Source organism: Enterococcus sp. AZ091 (assembly GCF_051714805.1).
GTDB classification, from domain to species: domain Bacteria; phylum Bacillota; class Bacilli; order Lactobacillales; family Enterococcaceae; genus Enterococcus_D; species Enterococcus_D gallinarum.
Map to the genome: position 1 here is coordinate 298,907 of NZ_JBIOSO010000002.1, position 20,322 is coordinate 319,228.

14 protein-coding genes and 1 pseudogene are annotated in these 20,322 nt (G+C 40.8%); 11 read left to right on the forward strand and 4 right to left on the reverse strand.

From position 1 onward, the window contains the following. Positions 1-47: 47 nt before the first annotated feature. Entirely contained in the window at positions 48-1,139 is a 1,092-nt protein-coding gene (locus tag IGJ28_RS13920; RefSeq protein WP_096710731.1) for a GntR family transcriptional regulator, read from the reverse strand. A 199-nt stretch (positions 1,140-1,338) separates the two neighbouring features. Here IGJ28_RS13920 and IGJ28_RS13925 point away from each other — a divergent pair, with 199 nt between their 5' ends. The 6 genes and pseudogenes from IGJ28_RS13925 (at position 1,339) to IGJ28_RS13950 (ending at position 7,803) form a co-directional block, all read left to right on the forward strand. Then, a complete protein-coding gene (locus IGJ28_RS13925; RefSeq protein WP_103300226.1) occupies positions 1,339-2,226 on the forward strand; it encodes a carbohydrate ABC transporter permease in 888 nt (295 codons plus the stop codon). Positions 2,227-2,239: 13 nt separating this feature from the next. Then, positions 2,240-3,106: pseudogene (locus IGJ28_RS13930) on the forward strand (carbohydrate ABC transporter permease). Between the two features lie 18 nt (positions 3,107-3,124). Then, complete coding sequence (locus IGJ28_RS13935) at positions 3,125-4,384, forward strand: ABC transporter substrate-binding protein (protein ID WP_155853066.1); 1,260 nt, start codon at positions 3,125-3,127, stop codon at positions 4,382-4,384. Then, on the forward strand, positions 4,381-5,424 hold the full coding sequence (locus tag IGJ28_RS13940; protein WP_003125607.1) for a glycoside hydrolase family 76 protein: 1,044 nt from the start codon (positions 4,381-4,383) through the stop codon (positions 5,422-5,424). The genes IGJ28_RS13935 and IGJ28_RS13940 overlap by 4 nt, the downstream gene beginning before the upstream one ends. A 207-nt stretch (positions 5,425-5,631) precedes the next feature. Further along, positions 5,632-6,921, forward strand: a complete 1,290-nt coding sequence (locus IGJ28_RS13945; RefSeq protein ID WP_113849336.1) for a glycoside hydrolase family 125 protein — start codon at positions 5,632-5,634, stop codon at positions 6,919-6,921. 12 nt (positions 6,922-6,933) lie between these two features. Then, positions 6,934-7,803 carry an ROK family protein gene (locus tag IGJ28_RS13950; protein WP_252711785.1) on the forward strand — a complete coding sequence of 290 codons (870 nt, stop codon included), beginning with the start codon at positions 6,934-6,936 and terminating at the stop codon, positions 7,801-7,803. Between the two features lie 177 nt (positions 7,804-7,980). Here the strand turns inward: IGJ28_RS13950 and mgrA are convergent, their stop codons facing one another. Further along, on the reverse strand, positions 7,981-8,979 hold the full coding sequence (gene mgrA, locus IGJ28_RS13955; protein WP_113849338.1) for an L-glyceraldehyde 3-phosphate reductase: 999 nt from the start codon (positions 8,977-8,979) through the stop codon (positions 7,981-7,983). Between the two features lie 176 nt (positions 8,980-9,155). Next, the gene (locus IGJ28_RS13960; protein WP_252711548.1) at positions 9,156-10,370 is read right to left on the reverse strand and encodes an amidohydrolase family protein; all 1,215 of its coding nucleotides are present in this window, start codon (positions 10,368-10,370) and stop codon (positions 9,156-9,158) included. A 153-nt stretch (positions 10,371-10,523) separates the two neighbouring features. Between IGJ28_RS13960 and IGJ28_RS13965 the strand changes: the two genes are divergently transcribed. From IGJ28_RS13965 to IGJ28_RS13980, 4 genes are all read left to right on the forward strand, one after another. After that, positions 10,524-12,662, forward strand: a complete 2,139-nt coding sequence (locus tag IGJ28_RS13965) for a glycoside hydrolase family 65 protein (RefSeq protein ID WP_438845454.1) — start codon at positions 10,524-10,526, stop codon at positions 12,660-12,662. A gap of 382 nt (positions 12,663-13,044) precedes the next feature. Next, on the forward strand, positions 13,045-13,836 hold the full coding sequence (locus IGJ28_RS13970) for a MurR/RpiR family transcriptional regulator (RefSeq protein WP_029486465.1): 792 nt from the start codon (positions 13,045-13,047) through the stop codon (positions 13,834-13,836). 4 nt (positions 13,837-13,840) lie between these two features. After that, positions 13,841-15,283: a glycoside hydrolase family 1 protein gene (locus tag IGJ28_RS13975; RefSeq protein WP_252711546.1), complete on the forward strand. Its 1,443-nt coding sequence runs from the start codon at positions 13,841-13,843 to the stop codon at positions 15,281-15,283. 235 nt (positions 15,284-15,518) lie between these two features. Next, the gene (locus tag IGJ28_RS13980; protein ID WP_438845455.1) at positions 15,519-17,354 is read left to right on the forward strand and encodes a beta-glucoside-specific PTS transporter subunit IIABC; all 1,836 of its coding nucleotides are present in this window, start codon (positions 15,519-15,521) and stop codon (positions 17,352-17,354) included. Between the two features lie 397 nt (positions 17,355-17,751). On the opposite strand, the gene IGJ28_RS13985 is transcribed toward IGJ28_RS13980, so the two are convergent. Beyond that, positions 17,752-18,624: an AraC family transcriptional regulator gene (locus IGJ28_RS13985; protein WP_029486470.1), complete on the reverse strand. Its 873-nt coding sequence runs from the start codon at positions 18,622-18,624 to the stop codon at positions 17,752-17,754. A 316-nt stretch (positions 18,625-18,940) separates the two neighbouring features. On the opposite strand from IGJ28_RS13985, the gene IGJ28_RS13990 reads away from it, so the two are divergent. Further along, on the forward strand, positions 18,941-20,314 hold the full coding sequence (locus IGJ28_RS13990; protein ID WP_252711545.1) for an ABC transporter substrate-binding protein: 1,374 nt from the start codon (positions 18,941-18,943) through the stop codon (positions 20,312-20,314). Positions 20,315-20,322 lie beyond the last annotated feature (8 nt).

Genomic DNA, 20,322 nt, shown 5'->3' on the forward strand with positions numbered 1-20,322 from the left:
TTTGTAGTCGGATCGCTAATGTACTGCTTCGATAGAGGAACAGACGATCATCTAGAAATAACGGAATCTCCTTCAATCAACCGATAGCCGAGGTTGATCTTTTCAATCGTATCAGGATGAGCAATTTTTGTCAGTAAAAGATCAATGGCATGCTTGCCGATGGCTGTTTGGTCTTGCTCGATATGAGTGAAAATAAAAGCATTCAAGTCAAAAATGTTGACGGTAGGATGGTCAAAGCAAACAACTGAAAAGTCATGTGGGACTTGCCTTCCCAATTGTTCAATCGCACTCTTGGCAAGTAAAGCAATATTGTATTCTGTGGTAAAAAGAGCTGTGATCTCTGGGTTCTTTTGAAGAAAGGCCACGATAAGTGCCACATCATCTTCGATCTTGCGAGAAGAACTGGGGACCACAGAGTCGATCCTCGACAAAATTTGCTTTTGGCTGACAGCCCGGTTGGCATCCACATGCGCAGAGAGAAAACCATTGACTCGTTCATCAATCGTTGAAACACTGCTATCGGAAGTAATCAAGCCAATCTTGTCATGGTGTTTGGCAAAGAGATAATTTGTCAATTCTTTTGCAGCAGCAAAGCTATCCGTTTGCACACTGCAGATCGGCAAATTTGCCATCAGACGATCAATTACAACGATCGGGAAATTTTTAGAAATCAATTCTAAGATTTTTGGCGAGGTATATTCTGATGATGTCGGCAGTAGGATCAAACCCTGAATGCCCATTTCAATCAATTCTTGGATCAACTCATTTTCGCGATCAGGATCACCATAACTGATCTTGACGATGAAATTGATTTCTTCAGCATTTGTTTCTAGAACTGTTCGCAGTATTTGAGCGCCAAAAAAGTCTGTAAAGTTGGTGATGATCAATCCGAAAATGAGTTTGTTCGGAACAATGTCTGCCTTCTTATTTGTGACAACGACAGAACCTTTTCGAGGCTTTCTGACAATGTAGCCATCCTCTTTTAACAGATCCAGTGCTTTTTTGACCGTGATCGTACTAACACTATAGGTAGTTGATAATTCTTTTTCAGTAGGCAGTGTGTCATTGATTGCGACAGTGCCTGTTTCGATTTGATGTTTCAAATCTTCATAAATCGTTTGGTACAAAGGTTTACTCATGCATGCGCCTCCATTTCTCAAAAAATAAAAGAACTATTTATGTATATATTAAATATATTATATTAATAAAGCAAGCAGTTTAATCAAAAAACTTTTTATGAAACCGTTGACATATCCTTTTTAATTCTATATAATTCGCTTGTAAAGATATTTAATATATTAAATAGTTTTATATTATATTTAATAAAGGGGTTAATAAATGGAGTTAGGAAAGAAAAAGAGAGGGATCAATGAACAGCAAAACATTGCCTATGTATTTATTCTGGTTCCTGTTCTTCTACTAGTTGTTTTTGCAATTATCCCGATAGTGATGGCACTTTTCTATAGTTTTACCGATTATACGATCATTGAAAGCCCCAATTGGATCGGTTTAAAGAATTTCACGCGTATCTTTCAAGATGAATTTTTCTTTATTTCATTAAAGAACACTATCGTCTACACCTTACTGTATGTGCCATTGGGATTAGTCGTCTCTCTAGCAGCCGCCATGTTGCTGAATCGCAAAATGAAGACCACCAGTCTTTTCCGAACATTTTTTTACTTGCCAGTCTTATGTTCATCGGTGGCTACAGCAACCATTTGGTATTGGCTCTTAAATCCACAGTATGGTTTGCTCAATCAGTTGCTTGGTTTGATTGGAATCAATGGTCCAGCTTGGCTGTATAGTTCCAATTGGGCGATGACTGCAATCGTCATTATGAGTGTCTGGATGAGTTTTGGCGGAAACATGATGATTTTCTTGGCAGGTTTACAAGGGATTAATCCTGCTCTTTATGAAGCAGCAGATATTGAAGGCGCAAATGCGTGGCAAAAATTTAAGAGTATCACTTGGCCCCAATTATCCAAAACAACATTCTTAGTTAGCACACAATTGATCATCGGCGCTTTCCAAGTATTTGACCAAGCCTATATGCTGACAAAAGGCGGACCTGGAAATTCCACAATCACCCTTGTTTACTATATTTATAATAAAGGATTTGGTGGACTAGAAATGGGGTATGCTTCTGCGCTGTCATTTATCTTGTTCATGATCATTTTCATTTTTTCACTGGTGAATATGCGTTTGACCAATACAGAAACAAACTAAAGGAGAAAAAACGATGGCTAAAACAAAACATATGCAGTCATTCATCTGGTATTGCTTGGTGATTCTGATCAGTTTGACAACGGTTCTGCCGTTTATCTGGACCTTGTCGACATCCTTTAAATCCGATAGCGAGATTCTCAGCGGATCGATGCAAATCATTCCAAGCCACTTTACTTGGGATCATTATAAAGAAGTTTTTGAAACGATGCCTTTCTTAAACTATTAAAAAAATTCATTGATATTAGCACTTGGGGGTGTAGCGACAAATTTATTTTTTGGTTCATTAGCTGGTTATTCTTTTGGTCAGCTGAAATTCAAAGGGAAGAAACCAATCTTTCTCGTTTTTCTAGCTTCAATGATGGTTCCAAGTATTGTCACAATGATTCCAACCTTTATTGTGCTTCGCGGATTCCCGTTGGCTGGAGGGAATGATCTAACTGGTACTGGTGGGTTAGGATTGATCAATTCCTATTGGGCAATCCTGCTTCCCGGAGCAGCAGGAGCGTTTTCGATTTTCTTTATGAAACAATTCTTCGAACAATTACCAAAAGAACTCGGAGAAAGTGCTCGAATCGATGGTGCAAGTGAGTTCAAGATTTTCTGGAATGTTTATTTTCCGCTAGCAAAACCTGCTTTGACAACGCTAGGTATTATGACTTTTCAAGCAGGCTGGAATGCCTTTATGTGGCCGATGATTGTCTTGAATGCAGATGAGATGAAAACGGTCCAAGTTGGACTGGCAGCTTTCCAATACAACTACAATACAAATTATGGTCCATTGATGGCAGGAACGATTTTGGCAACACTACCTGTTTTAGTTCTATTCATTTTTGCACAACGAAATTATGTACAAGGCATGGCAGATGCCGGTATCAAATAAAACGAAGGAGTGAATGTGATGAAAAACATAATCAAAGGATTGCTGTTAGTAGCAGCGATGACAGTGTTAGGTGCATGTGGTGGAGGCAATGATCAGGCAAGCAATGATGGAGCTGGCGGAAAGCAGAAAATCACTTTTTGGGGTTCTTGGAGTGGTGACCAAGTCGATCAGCTCAATCAATTGATCGATCAATACAATGATAGCCAAGACAAATACGAGGTAACCTATAAAGTTCAAGACAACGTTGAAGAAAAGCTGCTGACCGGAATGGCCGGTGGCGAAATTCCAGATGTTATCTTGTGGGATCGCGTCAATACAGCGATGTATGCCAAAAAAAATGCCTTATTGGATCTAGATGATTTGATCAAAAAAGACAATGTAGATATGGGCGATTTTTATGAAGAAACTGTCAAAGAAATGCAATACGACAATAAACAATATGGAATCCCACTTTTAGTAGACAACCGCTCTCTCTTTTATAACAAAACATTACTGAAAGAAGCTGGAGTAGAACCACCAAAGACTTGGGATGAGTTGTTGGATGTTGCGAAGAAAACAACAAAATGGGATGGAAAAACGTTAGTGCAAGCTGGTTTTTCTCTTGATGACGTTGGATTGTTCAATATGTGGTTGCAGCAAGCTGGCGGAACCATGCTGAACGCTGATAATACTGCCACTGCTTTTAATTCTGAGGCAGGAATGACCGTTCTTGATTTCTGGGATCAATTAATGAATCAAGCGAAGGTCTATCAACAAGGATTTAATGATGGATCTGATGCATTTGCAGCTGGTAAAGTTGCGATGGCCTATAACGGACCTTGGGCATTAGCAGATTATGATAAAGTGGATGGCTTGGATTATGGGGTCGTCCCTCCAGTAACTGGACCAAATGGGGACAAAGGGGCGTTGACGGGTGGCTTTGGTTTAGTGATTCCCAAAACGGCCAAAAACCAAGAAGCTGCTTGGGACTTTATTAAGTGGTGGACGACCAACCCAGATATCGGTGTCGAGTTTGCAAAAATTTCCACTTGGCTACCAGCAAATATCGAAGCAGCGCAAAATACCTACTTCACTGAAAATGAGAAGTACAAAGCTTTTGTGGAAACCATGGATTTTGCTAAAATTCGACCAACTGTTATGGGGTATTCCGATGTCGAAAAACTAGCCCTTATTCCACAATTAGAAAATGTCTTTTCTGGAAAAACAACGCCGCAAAAAGCACTAGAAAATGCTCAACAACAAGGTGATAAAATATTGAAAGAAGGATCAGGAGAATGACCGATTTTAACAAGTATGCCGATCTTGCACAAACAAGTATCGATTATTTCTATCAAGCAGCTTCCAAAGAACAATTTATGAACAACGTTTATCCATTGCGGGATGAGAAAGAAAATGAAACCTTCAATTACTGGTGGATCGCGCATTTAGTGGATGTACGCATTGATGCTTATCTGCGGACCAACGATATGGCTTACTTGCAGCAAGCAGAAGAAACCTATCATTACAATAAAGCAAGAAACCATAACACATTGCTGCATGAATTTTATGATGACATGTTGTGGAACGCATTAGCTGGATTACGTTTGTATGACTTGACTAAGAAAAAAGAATACCTAGCTGACGCCCGAGAAGTATGTCTGGATATTTTTGATACTGCTTGGAATGATCATATGAATGGCGGATTTGCTTGGAAACGCACGCAGCTTGACTATAAGAATACACCTGTAAATGCACCAATTATTATTCTAGCATTACGTCTGTATCAAGTTGAAGCCAATGAACGCTATCTGACTACAAGCCAACAGACACTAGAATGGATGAAAAAATATTTGGTACAGCCGGACACACAATTCGTAGAAGATGGTATCAATCGTAACGGCGATGGCAAAATCGATGTGCAATGGAAATTTACTTACAACCAAGGGGTCTATATTGGAGCATTGATAGAATTTTATCATGTGACTGACGATATTTCTTATTTAAAAGATGCAATCACTTGTGCCAAAACATCCTTTGAAGTTATTGGTAAAGATGGGGTCTTCAATGATGAAGGAGATGGTGGTGACATTGGATTGTTCAAAGGCATTGAATACCGTTATTTGAATCTCTTAGTCAAAGAAGCAGAAAAAGTGGGCTTAGACATAGCCTCCATCAAAGGATTTGTGACATCCAGCTGTGAACGCTTGTTAGAGCATAGTCAGAAGGAAGGACATCTGTTAGCTTACCGAGACTGGTTAGTCGCAGAAATTCCAACTAGTGTTTTCTTGTCTGACCAATTATCAGGGGTCATGGCATTAGAAAGTGCTGCAATCATTTAAAGTTTGAAGAGAAATATCAGTAGACAAAGCGAAAGGACTGGCAGCAGATTTTCAAGATCAGCGAAGGTTGGTTCATTCTTAGCAAATCGGGCATAGGATGGAGGATTGAACAGTCTTGAACATCAACTACCCGAAGCTTTTCGTTGCAGAAAGACCAGCGGCTTTGTCTACTTTTGTCGGCTCTTCTTTGTAAAAGGGGAAAAGAAGATGGGATACAGCGAAATACCGAAAGTAATTAAGAGTTTTATGGAGAAAATCACGTTGCTTTGTGGCGAAGACCATGCAAATTGGGCGGAAAACTTTAATGCGGCATTTGCCAATACCGTATTAACCACTGTCAAGAAGCAAGAAGATGGCAGTACCTTTGTTTTGACAGGGGATATTCCTGCAATGTGGCTGCGAGATTCAACCGCTCAAGTCCGTCCGTACCTGTGTTTAGCAAAAGATGATCAAGAACTGTCTGATATGATTGCCGGATTAGTCAAAAAGCAATTTATGTTTATCACTATCGATCCTTACGCCAATGCCTTCAATGAAACAGAAAATTTTGCCGGACACCAAGATGATCTAACCGAAATGAACGGCTGGATCTGGGAACGGAAATATGAGATCGATTCATTGTGCTATCCGATCCAGTTAGCCTATCTACTTTATAAAAACACCGGGCGCACCGATCACTTTGATAAAAACTTTATTGAAGGGGTCAAAAAAGTCCTAACCGTCTTTCGGACAGAACAAGATCACGCGCAGTCACCATATCAATTTGAGCGCCAAACAGAACGTCAAGAAGATACGCTGAAGTTCGCCGGCAAAGGAACCCCAGTTGCTAAAACAGGGATGACTTGGTCAGGATTTCGTCCAAGCGACGACGCTTGTGTCTATGGCTATTTGATTCCGTCAAACATGTTCGCTGTTGTGATATTAGGTTATTTGGAACTGATTTTCTCCGACATTTTAGATGTGCCTGAATTAGTGGCCGAAGCAGCCGATTTAAAGCAAGAGATCCAAGCGGGGATCGAAAAATATGCGTATACGACGAATCAAGCTGGCGAAACGATCTATGCCTATGAAGTGGATGGGTTAGGCAATGCCTCTGTCATGGACGACAGCAATGTACCTAACCTGATTTCTGCACCTTATCTAGGCTATGGCTCCATGGAAGATCCAACTTATCTAGCTACGAGAAAAACACTTTTAAGTGACGAAAATCCTTATTACTATCAAGGCGAATTTGCTAGTGGGATCGGCTCATCTCATACACCGCATAATTTTGTTTGGCCGATCGCGATGGCGATGACTGGATTGACGACACCAAACAAAGAAGAAAAAGCCCAAATTTTAGATCAGTTGGTAGCGATCGATGCAGGAACGCATTTGATGCATGAGGGTATCAATGTCAATGATCCAACGGATTACACTCGTGAATGGTTTTCTTGGGCAAACATGATGTTTTGTGAGCTAGTAATGGATTATTTCGATATTCGAGTAGAAAAGTAGGGATAGGCAATGATGTATGGAGGCATAGAAGCAGGCGGAACAAAAATGAACTGTGCAGTAGCGGATCAAGAGGGGAAGATTATTGCTTCACAGCGAATCGCTACGAGAGAACCCGCAGAAACACTGGCCGAAATTTTCCGATTTTTTGATAGGTATGAGCTGGCCGCGATGGGGATCGGCAGCTTTGGTCCAATCGGATTGGACCCCAAGCAAGCCAACTATGGGCATGTTTTGGCAACACCTAAAGCCGGATGGCAAAATTTTGACTTTTTGGGGACGTTAAAACAACGCTATCCGATTCCAATGGTTTGGACAACAGATGTCAATGCAGCGGCCTATGGGGAATTAAAAAAAGGGGCTGCTCAAGACTGCGATACCTGTATTTATCTGACGGTGGGGACTGGGATCGGTGCCGGTGTAATCGTGAATAACCAGTTATTCCAAGGCAAATCTCATCCTGAAATGGGGCATATCCGGATCAAACGGCACCCAGAGGATTCATATGTCGGCACTTGCCCTTATCATCAGGATTGCTTTGAAGGGCTAGCTGCCGGTCCTTCCATCGAAGCACGAACGGGGCAAAAGGGAGAGACTCTTCTTGAAAATCATCCTGTATGGGAGCTGCAAGCCTATTATATAGCGCAAGCATTGGTCAATTATACATTGTCCTTTGTACCAGATAAGATTATTTTAGGCGGTGGTGTCATGAATCAGACCCACTTGCTGTCAAAAATCAGAGAACAATTTTTGTTGGAACTAGGGGGCTACGTTTCGATTCCAAGCGTAGAAGAGTACATTGTTCCATGGCAACTAGTGAATGAAAGTGGCATCAAAGGCTGCCTGCAATTAGCCATTGATTGGCAAAAAGAATCAATCAACTAAAATGTAGCAAAAAAGAACCAAACGACCGCGAGGGTTATTGCATCGAAGCATTAATAGCTTCTGGACAATACACACTGCGGTCGTTTGATTTCTTTGTTGTTTGAAATGAAGTTTCCGCCATTTTACTCAATGCGGGGCAGTTCCCCCATGGGAAAGGCCAGCGAGCAAATCAAACGCTTATTTCTTTAAAAGCACTAAAATTTCGTCGATCTTTTTTAGTTCTTCAGCAGAAAAAGTTAATTGGTCCAAAGCCCGGACATTTGCTTGTAGTTGACTCAAACGAGAAGCACCAATCAATACGCTAGCAACAGTCTCTTGACGCAACAGCCAAGCTAATGCCATTTCTGCCAAACTTTGTCCTCGCTCTTGAGCAATATCATTCAATTGTCTGACTACATTTAAGGTTGGAGCTACACGATCTTCTGTCAAAAAAGGACTATCTGAGCGATGCGCTCGAGAGTCTTCGGGAATACCATGCAGATAACGATCAGTCAATAATCCTTGTGCCAGAGGGCTAAAGACGATCGCACCTAATCCTTCCTCTTCTAAGACAGCTGTTAATCCATCTTCGATCCAACGATCAAACATATTGTAGCGAGGTTGATGGATGATAAAGGGGGTTCCTTGGTCCTTCAAAATCTTGGCGATTTCTTTTGTTTGTTCTGCAGAATAATTGGACACACCAACATAGAGGGCTTTTCCTTGCCGTACTAACAAGTCCAGTGCATGAGCCGTTTCTGCCAATGGTGTGTCTGGATCTGGGCGATGATGATAAAAAATATCGACATAATCTAGGCCTAGACGTTGCAGGCTTTGATCACAGCTGGCAATCAAATTCTTCTTAGAACCCCATTCACCATAGGGACCAGGCCACATATAGTAACCAGCCTTTGATGAAATAATCAATTCATCCCGATAAGCCTGTAAGTCTTCTTTTAAAATGCGGCCGAAATTCTTTTCTGCCGATCCTGCAGGGGGACCATAGTTGTTGGCCAAATCAAAATGGGTAATGCCTAGATCAAAGGCTCCTAGGATCGTTTCCCGCTGTTTCGCAATTGGATCTGTATCACCGAAGTTGTGCCATAGACCAAGGGAAATTGCAGGAAGTTTTAAACCTGATTTTCCGACACGGTTATATGTCATGCGTTCATATCGTTGCATATTTGCAGTATACATGGTAATCCCTCACTTTTTGTATTCGCTATCATAAGTAAACCGAATAATCGGATCAGCGTCAAGCGAAATCAGCAAAAGAGAGGTGACCGAATCATTTTTTGTGCAACCATTGATTCGTAAAAAACCGATTTGCTACATTTCTGTAGCAAATCGGCTTTTTTGTCAGTAATTATTGGTTATGCGTTGTAGATTGGTTGTCCTTTAAAGAAACTGCAGCTGACGTGACCTTTGCGGGCGACAAATTCAGCCGTTGAAGAAACAGGGGTCAAAAGAAAATCAGCAGAATCGCCAACTTTTGGCCATTGTTGATTTCCTTCTTGATCTAATGGCACTCTGCCATCTGTTACCAAGCCTAATGCCTGGGTCAATGCCTCTTGTGATTGAACGCCAAAAATCTCTAAATAACGAGCGAGCTTTTCTTGCAAGGAGCCGTCACCCAGTGATGACCAAGAATCATAAATATTGTCACAACCAATGTGAACAGCAACCCCATAACTTTGTAATTCTTTAAGGGGAGGAATCGTTCCCTGACTGATTGGAATACTTGAAACGATATGAATGTCCTGATCTGCTAAAGCTTGAAAAACTTCTGTGCGTTCAGCTTCTTCAAAATCATTTAAGCCAAAGGCATGGCTGATGAAGACATTGCCTGCCATAGCATATTCTTTGGTCAGCCGAATGATTTCTTTGATCGTTGCACGACCGGCTTCTTTGCGGTCATGTAGATGAATGTCTATGCCAATATTGCCTTTTTTTGCCAGCTCAAAGGTTGTTTTTAATGATTGCTGATAATCTTGATCTAATGTATAAGGATCGACCCCGCCAATGAATGCAGCTTTACCAGTAGCTAATGCTTCTTCGATTAATGCGACGGCATTTGATCGCAGCAGACCGTGTTGCGGGAACAAAACAAGTTCCGTACCAAATGGTTTGTCAGCAAGCAATTCAGTTAGTGCATCAAAATAGCGCAGTTCAGTCATTGGTTCAATATCAATATGGGAGCGAAAGGACACGACACCATGAGGCAATTCCAAATCGATCAATTGTTGTGCCCGTTCTTTAATCGAAAGAGGCAATGCATCCAATTGAGGAATCTCTGTTTCAAAACGTTCTACTAAGTTGGCTGCCGGTGTGACAGGACGCCATGGAGTTCCTAATTTGCTTTTATCCAAATGGCAGTGTTTTTCAATCAAGCCGGGTAATAATAACTGGCCTTGACCATCGATAACAGTTATTCCTGGCGTGTCTTTCCATTCATCCATGGGAAGGATCTCGGTAATTTTTTCTTCACTGATCCCAATCGCCGCCCGTTTGGTTTGGCTGCCAGAGGTCCAGCCATTTTCTTTGATGTAGCTTGTTTCCATTCGAATATTTGTTAGCCATAAATCCAAGTAATCGCCTTCTTTCAAGTTTGTTTCATGGTACCATACTCTATCAGAAGAACCAAAGTAGATGCCCCTCCCAGCTGAAGTCGGATTCTTTGCATTGGGTGTTTAGTAGTGTAGGATAGAACTGAAAGAAAAAAGCGGAGGAGACGAACAGAGATGGACAAACGATTTTTATTGCAGGCACAAGAACTCTCTCATCAGAAACCGGAATATTTAGAAACGCTGTTCGCTGTGGGGAATGGTCAAATCGGTGTCCGAGCAGGGCATCCCCTTAAAGTGAATGCGAACTATCCTGGGAATCCCGGGGCTTTTGTCAATGGTTTTTTTGACAGTGAACCGATCCAATACGGCGAATGGGCTTATGGCTATGCTAAAGAACACCAAACCATCTGCAAGTTACCCAACCTGCGGGGGCTTTCTTTAAGCATTGGACAAGAGCAGTCGTCGGACAGCGTTTGGCAGACGGAACAAATCCAGCTGACATTAGATATGGCAGAAGGCATCCTTCATGAGTCTTACCATGTAGAAACCCCATTAGGAAAAAGCTTTGATCTTGAGATGCAATCTTTTGCCTCCATGACGCGCAGTGAATTTTATGTTTGTCGTTACACAATCAAAAATGCAAATTTCACAGAGCCAATCACTGTTTCCCATCCATTGGACCAGCGCTTCACAGTCAATCAAACAGATGATCCTCGTGTTGCGAATAAAGAGCATCAGCTTCTGAAAGAAGAGCATGGCGACTATGCCATTTGGACAGCCCCTCATAGTCAAAAAAAACTGGCAATTCGGGTGATAGGCGGCGATGGGCAGATCCAATCTGGAGAATCCCTGACGACGATTTTTCAACTGCGATTACAAGAAGCAGAGGACGCACCCTTTTATCAAGAAGCGGTTGATTTTGAAACATTTGTTGCCGAACAGAGGGAAAGCTATCAGCAGTTTTGGGCAGCGAGTGATATCGAGATCACGGGTGATCAAGAACTACAAAAGGGGATCCGCTTCAATCTGTTTCACCTGAATCAGGGGGCAGGACGTGATGGCAGAACCAATTTTGCTGCCAAGGGGTTGACAGGTGAAGGGTATGAAGGTCATTATTTTTGGGATACTGAAATGTATTTGTTGCCTTTTTTTACTTACACCAATCCAGACACTGCGAAAGCATTGCTTACTTATCGAGCAACTATTTTACCGCAAGCGCAAAAACGGGCACAAGAGCTGAGCCAAGACGGTGCACTGTTTGCATGGCGCACCATTGATGGTCAAGAAACGAGTGCCTATTATCCTGCCGGAACCGCACAACTGCATATCAATGCCGATATCGTTTATGCTTTTCAACTCTATGAACGGGTCACAGGAGATGTCCGCTTTATTGAAGAAGTCGGCAGTGAAGTCGTTTTCGAAACGGCAAAATTTTGGTTGAGTTATGGTGATTTCATCGAAAAAGACGGCAAACCTTCTTTTTGTATCAATGGGGTCACCGGACCTGATGAATACAGTGCATTGGTCAACAATAACTTTTATACCAACAAAATGGCTCAAAACAATTTATATTATGCCATTGAACTGGCGAAACGATACGAAAAGCATATGGAACTGATCGATCAATGGCAGCAAGCCGCAGACCTCATGTATTTCGGTTATGATGCGTCTCGTGGACTTACCAAGCAAGATGATGAGTTTCTTGAACAATCTGTCTGGCCTTTTGAAGAGACACCAGCTGCTAACTATCCTTTATTGTTGCATTATCATCCGATGATAATTTACAAACATCAAGTCTGCAAACAAGCGGATACCGTATTAGCGCAAATGCTTTTTACGGGTGATTTTACCCTAGAACAACTAAAACAAGATTATCAGTATTATGAAAAAGTCACCACCCATGATTCTTCGCTGTCTCGTTCGATTTTCAGTGTGATGGCTAGTCGTATCGGAGAAACAGCAAAAGCATATCGCTATTTCATGGATACGGCATTGATGGATTTGACTGATCTGCAAAAAAACGTCGTCGATGGCATCCATGCGGCAAATATGGGAGGCAGCTGGCTAAGTTTGATTTATGGTTTTGCTGGTCTTTATTATGATGAAGGCATTCGCTTGTCCAATCACCTACCAAAAGAAATAACAGAACTTGTCTTTAAGCTTTTTTATCAAGGGGAAGAATTGCGAATTACTTTAAAGGAAGGTAAAGTTGAGTGTCAGCTAGCTCCTGAAACTGAATTATTTATTGAACAAACGGGTAAAGACATCTGGGTGAGAAAAACTAGCAAAGAACATCTGAAAGAAGGTCTGTAAATAGAGCATGACAACATTCTATAATGAGCAGATGTCAGCAACCGCTCCGAGGTTGTAAGCCGTGAGCAACTGTTTGCTGGATCATTCGCAAGAATCAATTGGTAAAAAACCAATTGATTCTTTTTTTTTCGTAAAAAGGCCCCCATTTTATTCAAACTCTATGCCCCAGCAATACGAACTGTCTAAAAGCTATCTTCAGGTGACATGCAATGAATCTTCTAATCAAGGAGTCGTGATTGATTGATAAACTGGAAGGGAAGGGCAACAAACTTAGTTGATTTCCTAGGATATTCCTTGTGGGTGCAAGATATGCACCCCATTTTTGTAAACGGATACGCTATACTATGGATACAATCAAACTTGGCCAAGGGAGATTAAAAAAATGGATAATAATCGATTAAATTTTATTTATAAGCTGAATCATATTGTGAACGAAAATGAAGTAGGAACAGTGGAATTTGAGTTGGCAAAATTTTTCTTGGATAACTTTAAGAGTGTGGCACGATGGAACATTTATCAAATTGCGGAAGAAAAGCATGTCTCGCGAGCTTCAATTAGAAGGTTTGCCAAACAATTAGGGTACGAAAATTTTTTGGAAATGAAAAGAAACGCAGAAACATTTGATGATGGCATCAGTGAATTTCAGAAATTTTATGGGTATGAGGATTTCTTGTCGAAGCTTCAAAGCAACATTGTTTCTTTAATGGAAGAACTCAGCTTACGCTTTAACACACAAGAAGTCGATCGCTTGGTTCGACTGATCAATAGCAATCAGGAGGTAATGATTTTATGCTCCAGCAATATCGCAGGGAGCGTCAAAACTTTTCAGCAACGGATGGTTATTTTTGGCAAACGAATCACATTGCTAACCTCAAAAGATGATCTAACTGTCGCATTAACCACTTATAAAGAGCCACTGATCATTGTTTTTTCACTTTCGGGTCTATTTGTTTCTTCCATGCTAGATGTATTTAAAGAGATTCCAGCAACAGCGATCTTGTTTACCAACAACCGCAACCCAATTTACAATCGTTACTTTGACAAATTATATCATTTAAGTTCACAAACACATGAGAAAGAAATCAATGAGTTGCTTTACTATACCTATGGCATTGATTTTGTCCTTGATTTATTATTCAACGGTTATTTACTTAAATATAAGAGAGAAGGCTAAGGTCATGCATTTTAAAGATCAACCAACATTTCCAGATAATTTTTTGTGGGGAGCATCAAGCGCTGCTTGGCAAGTAGAAGGCGCAGTGGCAGAGGATGGTCGTTCTACAGCGATCATTGACTTGAATAGTAAGAAAAAAAAGCCCTATACCGATAATTCGATTGCAGCTGATCATTATCATAAATACAAAGAAGACGTTCAATTGATGGCTGACGCAGGATTTACCTCTTATCGTTTCTCTATTGCTTGGCCTAGAATTTATCCAGATAATTCTGGTGTTCCGAATCAATTAGGCATTGATTTCTATAATCAGTTGATTGATGAACTCGTTGCTCATGGGATTACACCAATCGTTACCTTGTATCACTATGACATGCCGGTATGGGTAGATGAAGAGTTTAATGGTTGGTATGATCGTGGGATCATCGATGCCTTCGATCAGTATGTCAGAACTTGCTTCAATGCGTTTGGAGACCGTGTAAAATACTGGCTAGCAATCAATGAACAAAATATGCAGATCGTCTATGGTGATTGGTTAGGTGTCTGTAAGTATCCAGAGACGTGGTTCGAAGACAAATGGAGAGTCAACCATATTATGAATCTCTGTCATGCTAAAGCAGTTATTGCTTGTCATGAGTTAGTTGAGGATGGGAAAATTGGACCCGTTCCTGGGATGGTTCCGTTTTATCCTGAATCTGCTAAACCAGAAGATCAGATTGCAGCAATGAATGCCGAAGAATTAACCGAAAAAATTTGGAATGATTTCAATGCCAATCGTGAATACAATGGATTTATCAAACGTTACTGGAAAGAACACAATATTGATCCAGATATTCGCTCTGGAGACATGGAACTCGTTGCCCAAGCAAAAATTGACTTCTTTGGCATTAATTGTTATCGCAGCAATGTTGCAAAAGAATCACCGGCTGATTCACAACGTCAAGAAATTGGGTTGAATAAGTCTGGGAAAAAAGGAGAATTCGTTTATCCAAATTATCCAGGTATTTTTGCTCAAACAGTGAATCCATTTGTAGAGACCACGGATTGGGACTGGGAGATCGATCCCGTTGCCATGCGTTACTTATTACGCTATATGGAGGATCATTATCATTTGCCGATGATTATAACGGAAAATGGTTACGGTGCCCATGAAACGTTAGGAGAAGACGGCAAAGTCCATGATCAAGAACGAATTGCATTCTTGAATGACCAAATCTACCAAGTTGGTCTAGCCATTGAAGATGGGGCAAAAGTATTTGGTTACAATCCATGGTCCTTTACGGATTTATTGAGCACGGGAAATGGCATGGCAAAACGTTACGGGCTTGTCTATATCAATACGACAGATGACGAATTGCTTGATTTGCGAAGAATTCCTAAAGATTCTTATTATTGGTACAAAGAAGTGATTCATTCAAATGGGCAGTCCCTGAAACGTCCAGAGTGAGAAGGAAACGGGGTACAACTATAAATTTGTAACATAAAACAGTAGACACTATACTATCCGAACGAAAGTCATTGAACGGTGCGAGTAATCGTATTTTTATGACACTGATCTTGCGGTTCCTAGGAGCAAAATCAGTATCGTTCGGATAGGCAGTTTGCTAAGAAACAGATGATCCAGTTTTGATTATCAAATGAAATGAAAGCGATTTATAAAATGAAATGAGGATGAATCGGCTATGACAAATTATAGTGAACTAGTTGAGTATATCATCGATCACATCGGCGGAATCGAAAACGTGCAAACAGCGAACCATTGTGCTACTAGATTACGACTCCAATTGAATGATCCATCCGCCTTCGATGATGATCAGCTGAAGAAAAATAAACTGATTTTAGGTACAGTAAAAAGAGATCACGATGTTCAATTAATCATTGGACCAGATGTCCCTAAGGTATATGCAATGTTTATGGAGAAATTAGAGCATAAAAGTGAAAACACATCCACTGATCGAAAAAAAAGAAGGTTAAAAGATTATGGGGCATTAGTCGTTGACTTTATCAGTGGTACCTTTGTTCCAGTATTGCCTATCCTTGTAGCAGCCGGATTGGTATCTGCCGTTTTAACTATTGGTGTGACCTTTTTCGGATTATCTGCAGAAAGTGGAACTTATACGATTTTAAATGCAGTGAATGATGCTGGATTCTATTTTTTGCCTATTTATATTGGATTTAGTGCTGCTCGCAAATTAGGTATCAATGGCATGATGGGGATGTTCCTAGGGGCAATTCTTGTTCATTCACTGATCAATGGTGTAGAAGGACTTACCTTCTTAGGCCTTTCTGTACCGACAATGAGTTATAATACCACAACGATTCCAGTGATATTCGGGGTATTATTTATGGCAGTGATTGATCGAATCGCGGATAAATTGATTTCCCAGTCTATCAAATACTTTGTTAAACCATTGCTTGTCATTTTGATCACAGTACCGGTAACCTTGATTCTATTAGGTCCTATCGGAAATGAAGTGGGAGGCTATATTGCTAATGGCTTGAGCTTTTTGTATGATAAATTAGGCTGGTTTTCCGTTGGTTTGTTGGGGGCAACGACACCTTTACTTGTGATGACAGGAACAAACCAAGCATTGTTTCCACTCGTTTTTGCAATGCTAGGAGATTATGGCTATGACTCATTTGTCATGCCAGCAATGTTAGCAGCGAATGTCGCCGTTGGTGCTTCAGCGTTAGCGATTGCGTATAGTGAAAAGAATACCGAGAAAAGGGCCCTAGCACTCTCTTCTGGATTAACTGGCGTGATGGGAATCACTGAACCTGCTATCTTTGGTGTCTTGATCAATTACCGCAGTGCCTTTATCGGGGCAATCACAGGTGGAGCAGTTGGCGGTATTTTAGCTGGATTTGTTCAACTGAAGCAGTACGCAGTCGTATCACCAGGATTAATTGCCATTCCGACATTCATCCCAACAGATGGCTCTGGCTTTAACGCAAACTTCTGGTTTTCGATCATTGTTATTCTGCTTGCGATTTGTGTCTCATTTACTCTCACTGTTTTCATGGAAAAGAAGCGTATTAGAGAAAATAAACTCAATCAGGCGAATGAAGCTGTAAAAATAAATAGCCCTGTAAAAGGAACGGTTGTCTCTTTGGAATCAGTGAATGACCCGATGTTTTCAGAGAAAATGATGGGAGACGGCATTGCGATTCTCCCTGAGGATGACGTCGTTTATGCTCCATTCGATGGCTACATCATCATGACTACCCCAACAAAACATGCTATCGGATTAAGAGGAGAGAATGGCGTGGAACTTTTGATCCACATTGGGATCGATACGGTACGTCTGGAGGGGGATGGCTTTACTCTTCATGTGGAAGAAAATCAATATGTGAAAGCAGGTGAACCGCTGATTTCTTTTGACAGACAACAAATCAAAGAAGCGGGATATGATGTAACGATACCTGTCATTGTCACAAATACTCCCGAACATGGTAGTTTTGCTAAAACGATTCAAGAGCAAGTAAAAACGGGGGACTATTTATTCTCTACCAATTAATTGAGTGCTGTTTATTCTATTTGATCCGTACAAGGAAGTTCTGTGTAGATGAAGCATTTGGGTAGCAAGTCATTCTTCTTTAGAGCGTGGAACAAAAGTTTTTTCCTTTTGTTCCACGCTCTAAACACGCCTACACAGAGGGAGCAGAAGCAGCATCTTCGAAAATAAGTCAAAATACCCCAAAAATTGAAAAGCAAATTTCGTGGAGTCTTCTGTTATCTCGGCAGTTAACCCTCCTGTCTCCCCCGCTTTTTTATTACTCCTTCGAGAGAACAAAAAAGAGATCTGGAAGTCTCCGATCTCTTTTTCTCTGATGAACTATTGCCTATTCTAGATAAAAATGATAAATGCGGTTTCAACGATTTGGAATCTATTTCGGTTTTGTTTGCGTAGTTATTTAGTGAAAGCCGAAAATATTTTTTTGAAATTTCATAGGAGAAGTGCCAACCATTGATTTAAAGACGTGATGAAAGGTTTTGACGCTAGAAAAACCTGAGCGGGCAGCTACTTCTGCCATGGGAACCAGCTCTGTTCCTAAAATATACTTTGCCCGATGGATGCGGTATTCTGCCAGATAACTGGTAAAAGACATCCCGATATTTTTTTTGAAGAAGCGTGAGAAATAACTAGGACTAAACCCCACATGATCAGCAACATCCTGAATCGTGATCGCATGTAAATAATTGGACTCAATATAGTCGAGGATGGTGTCGATCTGGAACAATGTCTCGCGATTTTTTAATGTACTATCTAAAGCGGCTTTTTCTGTTTTTTTGTTCTTCAATGGCAGTTGGTACAAGAGATTCGCTAATTTATACAAACTGCTCAAAATACTGTATTGATACCCTTCACGCTGTTTCTGGTTTTCATGATAAATAGAAAGCAAGATAGTCTGGATCTCTTTTTGGATCGGGGTAGGCCAATCTTTACTGTAATTGACGACGGTCTCAAATACTTTGGCCAATGGACGATCATTTGGCGAGATATTGTCATGCCCTTGAAAGAGTTTGATATCAAATTGATAAACGATTCGTTCACTATTTGGCGAAGACAAGAAGAAGTGCGGTTCACCACTAGAAAAAAAATAGATCTCGTCTTCATGCATTTGAATGATCTCGTCATCCACCCCTAATCTGACAGTTCCTTCCAAACAATAAATAAATTCAATTTCTTTGTGCCAGTGAGGATAAGTGATCGACCACCCTTCATTTGTAAAGGTTTTGAAAGGGAACAGCGGATTGATTTCAGGAATTTCCAAGTATAAGCTCATGTATTCTACTCCTTTGTTCTATAGATAGTGATGCGGTGTTGCTCTCTTTATTTTACTGTGTGATGTGCCTGATAGAATAAATGTAATCGATTTCTAATTTAGAAAATAGAGCCAAACAAAAATCGGGAATAAGGAACACATAACTCGGGAAGAAATATGTATTTTCGTTTTGTATAGTATAAATTGTAAAGAAAAACAGACAGCATTATTTTGGCAACATGAAGCAATCATTTTGTAAAAAATAATCCGTCTGATTTTCTTTTTGAACTATTGTATGCGCATACAAATGGAATATAAAAAGGCAGGAGCAAAGAAGATGAAAAAAATTGGTCTACTCATTTCCACATTGGTTATAGGCGGAAGTTTTTTATTATCGGGATGTGGGAGCAATGATGATGCTGGTGATCAAGCGAGTAAAGTTACCCTCAATTTTTCTTTTTGGGGCGATACATTGGAGAAAGCTTCGATCGATAAATTAATCAAAAACTTTAATGAATCACAAGACGAGATCCAAGTAAAAGCGCAGCAGATCCCTTATGACAATTATATGGAGAAGCTAAACACACAAGCTAGTACCAAAACACTTCCAGATGTCGGCTATATGGTTGAAACAAGCACGGCAGAGTGGGGGAAGAGCGGCAACTTAAGGGATCTGACAGAGCTGTATGAATCAGGAGGACCATTTGAGAACAAAATCGCAGAGACACGCTCGGAGTACAACGGGAAAGTCTTTGGATCGCCTGCAGGGCCAGGAATGCTTACACTGTTCTACAGTACGAAATATTTTGAAGAAAAGGGGGTTGAAGTTCCACCTCATGACGTCAATCAAGCGTGGGATTGGGATAAATTTGTATCCATTCTGAAAGAACTGACAGTCGACCGAAATGGCAATCATCCAGGCGATGCTGGTTTTGACGAAAAAAATATCAAAACCTATGGGATCTCCAATTTTACTGGTCTAGGCTATGAATCTTTCTTAATCAGCAATGGCGGTGGGGTGCTTAGTCAGGACGGCAAACAAATCCTGATTGGAACAGATGCTTCGATTGAAGCGTTAGAGAAAATTCAGGATTTGATGTACAAAGATTATGTGATGCCGAAACCCTCACAGGCAAGTACGATTCCTTCAACTGATACCGCAATGCTGACAGATAGGGTAGCGATGACGATCACAGGATCTTGGGACTTACGTTCTCTGGGGGACGCTATCGAACAAAAAGGGTTAGCGTTAGGTATGGGTGTCTTACCAAAAATGGGAAAAGTCGTTCAAATGAATTTTGGTCCGCCAATCGTGGTTTTTGATAATGAAAACACACAAGAACATTGGGAAGAAACCAAAACATTTTTAGAGTATCTTTTAGACCCTGAGAATAGTTTAGATGTCATCGATTCAGGATTATGGCTGCCTAACCAAGACAATTGGTTCTCAGATGAAACGCACCTTCAAAAATGGGCCGTAAGCGATCGTTCACCAGAATATAAAAAAGAAGCACTGGTTGAAGCAAAAGAGCAAGCGTTGACAAAAAACAAGGCCTTCTACAGCGAAGATGCTGCTTCGATCGAGCAAATCGTGAACCCCGCGTTAGAACAGGTCTGGACTGGCAAGAAAGCTCCAAGAGAAGTAGTTGAGGAAGACATTTTGCCAAAACTAGAGAAACAGTTCGGGGACAAATACGAGTATGTGAAGTAGGTGAACGA

Coding starts and splice junctions, on each gene's coding strand:
- IGJ28_RS13925 (WP_103300226.1), top strand. CDS start 1,339: ATGGAGTTAGGAAAGAAAAAGAGAGGGATCAATGAACAGCAAAACATT.
- IGJ28_RS13980 (WP_438845455.1), top strand. CDS start 15,519: ATGACAAATTATAGTGAACTAGTTGAGTATATCATCGATCACATCGGC.
- IGJ28_RS13990 (WP_252711545.1), top strand. CDS start 18,941: ATGAAAAAAATTGGTCTACTCATTTCCACATTGGTTATAGGCGGAAGT.
- mgrA (WP_113849338.1), bottom strand. CDS start 8,979: ATGTATACTGCAAATATGCAACGATATGAACGCATGACATATAACCGT.
- IGJ28_RS13975 (WP_252711546.1), top strand. CDS start 13,841: ATGCATTTTAAAGATCAACCAACATTTCCAGATAATTTTTTGTGGGGA.
- IGJ28_RS13945 (WP_113849336.1), top strand. CDS start 5,632: ATGGGATACAGCGAAATACCGAAAGTAATTAAGAGTTTTATGGAGAAA.
- IGJ28_RS13985 (WP_029486470.1), bottom strand. CDS start 18,624: ATGAGCTTATACTTGGAAATTCCTGAAATCAATCCGCTGTTCCCTTTC.
- IGJ28_RS13920 (WP_096710731.1), bottom strand. CDS start 1,139: ATGAGTAAACCTTTGTACCAAACGATTTATGAAGATTTGAAACATCAA.
- IGJ28_RS13970 (WP_029486465.1), top strand. CDS start 13,045: ATGGATAATAATCGATTAAATTTTATTTATAAGCTGAATCATATTGTG.
- IGJ28_RS13965 (WP_438845454.1), top strand. CDS start 10,524: ATGGACAAACGATTTTTATTGCAGGCACAAGAACTCTCTCATCAGAAA.
- IGJ28_RS13940 (WP_003125607.1), top strand. CDS start 4,381: ATGACCGATTTTAACAAGTATGCCGATCTTGCACAAACAAGTATCGAT.
- IGJ28_RS13950 (WP_252711785.1), top strand. CDS start 6,934: ATGTATGGAGGCATAGAAGCAGGCGGAACAAAAATGAACTGTGCAGTA.
- IGJ28_RS13935 (WP_155853066.1), top strand. CDS start 3,125: ATGAAAAACATAATCAAAGGATTGCTGTTAGTAGCAGCGATGACAGTG.